This window comes from Soonwooa purpurea, from assembly GCF_053891095.1.
In genome coordinates, this window is record NZ_JBSSMA010000034.1 from 1 (window position 1) to 3973 (window position 3973).

Annotated in this window: 1 protein-coding gene; it reads left to right on the forward strand. The window is 34.0% G+C overall.

Annotated features, from left to right (window positions below; translation table 11 throughout):
- Positions 1-540: 540 nt before the first annotated feature.
- Complete coding sequence (locus ACVFVN_RS14430) at positions 541-2997, forward strand: hypothetical protein (protein WP_456235821.1); 2457 nt, start codon at positions 541-543, stop codon at positions 2995-2997.
- Positions 2998-3973: the final 976 nt, after the last annotated feature.

The window sequence follows — 3973 nt, forward strand, 5'->3', positions numbered from 1 at the left end:
CTTTTAAAAAAATTTTTTTTTTTATATATATATATATGCATTATTATATATTTTGATATGCCTACTACCAGATCGCAAGCTAAGTCTGAGCAGCCCTCAGGCGTAGTGAGTTCCTCTAGGGCTAACCCCCCTAGGAGGTCGAATATTTCTCGTCAGGGTGATGCCGTTGTCACTAGGAATACAGAAGTAGGGACTCCTTCTTCCGAAATGGCAAATAGGGAAGTATCGACTGAAAATTTTATGGTCGCACCTTGTAATGCGCCATTATGTAAGACCTGTACTGTTTTTGTCACGGCTAAGGAGTATAGGTCTAATGTTACTAGCAAAGTGTATCCGGTTATTAACCATTCAGGGGAAAATTTATCATGCAAGTCAGAGAACCTTATATATTTGTTGTCCTGCGGGAGATGTAATATGCAATATGTTGGTGAAACAATGATTCCACTGCATAGGCGTATTAATGTCCATAGAACCAGCAATACGGGATGTCAGCATGTAATTGAGCACTTTAGGGAAACATGTGTGGGACAGAGTTTTTCCGTGCAAATAATTGAAAAATTTAAGGGAGGCGGTTACAATGATTGTGGTGGTACTAATGAAGTTATGAGCAGGATGCGTCAGCAGAATGAAGATAGGATTATTAAGATAATGCGCGTTGTGTATCCTTATGGACTCAATAGTAAGGTTAAGAAAGATAATGTACGAGGTGGTGATGAGAGTATTGGTAGCATTTTCCCTCCTCTTTCCCGTACAGGAGTTCGTCCAGTGCGATCCCGCATTGGTAGAAATAATAGGGAATCTGCTATTTCGTGTGAGGATTTCTTTGATGGGGTTAGAATATGTTTAGATGATAACATTCGAACGTCTTTTGACTGTATTAGGAAAATTCTAAACCAAACGAAAAAGAAGGTCCTAAAATGTATAGCATCTAGAATTATGTTGCAGTCTGACTTATTATATAAGATGGCGGAATATCATCAATGGTACGAATATATTTTGGATATTATAGATACTAAATTATATAAACCACCTATTATTAAAAATAAATATATTAAGCGAAACGTGTGTGTGGTTGATTATGAGAATAAAGGCCTCGATGATATTAATCTTGCTAAAATCTTTAGGAATAGGGAGATAGTACAGATGCTTCCAAATAAATTACTAATGGAAGATAATATTCCTTTGGTAACATACAGATTGGGACCTACAATACGAAATAAAATATTTAATTATAAAGAAACTGTGGAGTCTATTATGGTGAGCAATGTAGATTGTATTAATATCCCAGAGTGTGATTGCCTAAACTCACAATTCTGTGATGGGGACCTTGGTCATATAATAACGGGTAAGTTGAATATCGTAGAAAATAAAAAATTAAGAAAACTTCTTCAAAAGGGGCCTAATTATAGAGAGCCAAAGTGTTACAATTATGGTAAATGTGTTAAAGCGATCACTAAGGCATTGGATAATTTTATTTATTCTATAATAAATAAGTATAAGATGGAGGAATGCACATTTAATCTATGGAAGGAAGGAATTCTTAAAAGTGTAAATAAAAAAATTCAACATTTACAACGTTTTAAACATCCACAAAAGACCAGTCCGGTTCTTAGAAATCCTTTAGTGTTGGAGAACCTTAAGGAGCTTCATAATAAATTTGTGATTACTCCAATTGACAAAGCTGCTAATAATGTAGCTTTTATATGTAAAAGGTACTATATAGAGAGATTATTGTCTGAAGTTGGTTTAAATGGTATGTCATCTGCCACATATAAGATATCTACTCGTGATCCTAATGAGATTATTTTAAATAATATCGAGTTATGTGAGAAATTAGGATTGAACATGGAGAGTAAGATGAAAAAAATGCCAACAATGTATTGGATTCCTAAAATGCATAAGAAACCAATTGGTGCTCGCTTTATAGTGGCATCTAAGGTCTGTAGTACTAAACCAATTAGTAAGGTCGTTTCAGGAGTTTTTCAAATGATTTTTAATCAAGTAAATAAATTTCACCTAAAGAGTAAGTTTTATAGCAATTTTAACCTTTTTTGGGTAATAAATAATTCCCAGCATGTGACGGAAAAGCTGGAAATTATAAATACACGTAAGAGAGCCAGATCTATTTCTACTTATGATTTCAGTACTTTGTATACTAAGATTCCACATCGAGATCTGATTAAGGAATTAAATAAAATAATAGACTTAGTTTTTGAAGGGGGTAAAAATAAATTTATTGGATTTACGGAGAAAAGAGTTTTTTGGTGTAATACTAAAAAGGGTAAATCTAGTTTTACACGATCTAGTCTTAAAGCAGTAGTTGAAAGCCTAATTTGCGAAAGTTATTTTAAAGTAGGAAATAAATTACTGTTGCAATCTATTGGAATTCCAATGGGTATGGACCCCGCCTCTTTTTGGGCAAATTTGTATTTACATAGATACGAATATGTATATATGTCCTCATTGATTCGTAGTAATGCTAGACGAGCGCATGCGTTCCACGGCTGCAAGCGCTATATAGATGATATGTGTTGTTTGAATGATGGTGGTGAGTTTGAGAATTCATATAATTCGATTTACCCTAAAGAACTGGAGTTGAAGTGTGAGCATAATGGTAGCCATGCAACATTCCTTGATCTGGACATCGCAGTTGAGGAAGGGATCTTTGTCTATAAGTTGTTCGATAAGAGAGATGCTTTCCCATTTAATATTGTACGAATGCCACACAAGAGTAGTGAAATTCCGTCTTATATATTCTATGGCGCAATATTGTCTGAGGGTCTTAGAATCGCTAGGGCTACACTTAGATTTGGGGATTTTTTACCTAAGGTGTCTGCTCTTGTGACTAGAATGATAAATCAAGGGGGGGAAAACTATAAGATTTTCAGGCAATTAAATAAGGCTATGACTAGATACCCTGATGTTTTTATGCGATATAATTTGAATCCTAAGGAAATGATAGTTAGGATTAAACAGTATATTAATGCTGATACATAGGTGGTATGGGTTTTTTTTTTTTTTTTTTTTTTTTTTTTTTTTTTTTTTTTTTTCTCTCTTCACTCTGAAGTCGGCATAGTCCAAATTGGTGATATTTTCCATTACCTGTAAATTGGAATATGCCTGTCTTTTGTTTGGAGGAGATATAAATTGTTTAGCTATTTTTATTTTTTTACTTCTCACTTCTGGCTTTACTGATAAACGTGTTGGTATGTATATCTATTGCTATATTACTCGACGGATTAATAATTTTTTTTTTCTCTCGCTCATGTGATTTACATTGTAATTCATCTAATAGTGAACTGAGGTGCTGCTCTTGCTTTAAGTGAAATAACTGAATTGTATTTAACATTTGGTTGTGGGGGAGGTGGTATTTTGATCAGTACTGCCGGAGAGCCATGAATTTGATAACTGTTCTGTTTTTAAATCTCCGAAACAGTTACATGGTAAACAGCTGATGATCCCCCTCTTCTATTTCACGATTTAATGTTGGGTCACTTATTTTTGCTTCACGACTAGTATGGTTGGGTCCCTCTTTTGTATTTCGTGAATTTCTCAGCGGTGAATAATTCGGCTTATACAAGTTCTAAGTCTGGAATATTCGGATTTAGTTAGTATCCCTAGGATTGAAACCCCTAGGAGGCCGTATATTACTGGTTAGGATAGTGCCGCTGCCATTTAGGAATATGGAAGGGGGAATGCTTCCATATTGTTAGCAGTGGGGTCTGTTTCTGTGGATGGCGTTTCCTGTGGATGGCATGTGTAGACTGGGTTTATTTTGGGCTTGCATGGTACTATTGATGTTAAATATATATGTATTTTTTTTTTAAATACTTTAATTGTGTATAAATGACTGTTATAAGCTTTTTTTGAATATATATATATATATATATATATATATATTCAAGTGGAGATCTTTTGGCATTTTAGAAATTAATAATTTTTCTTTTCATTGATGCTAAAAATTATTTTAAAA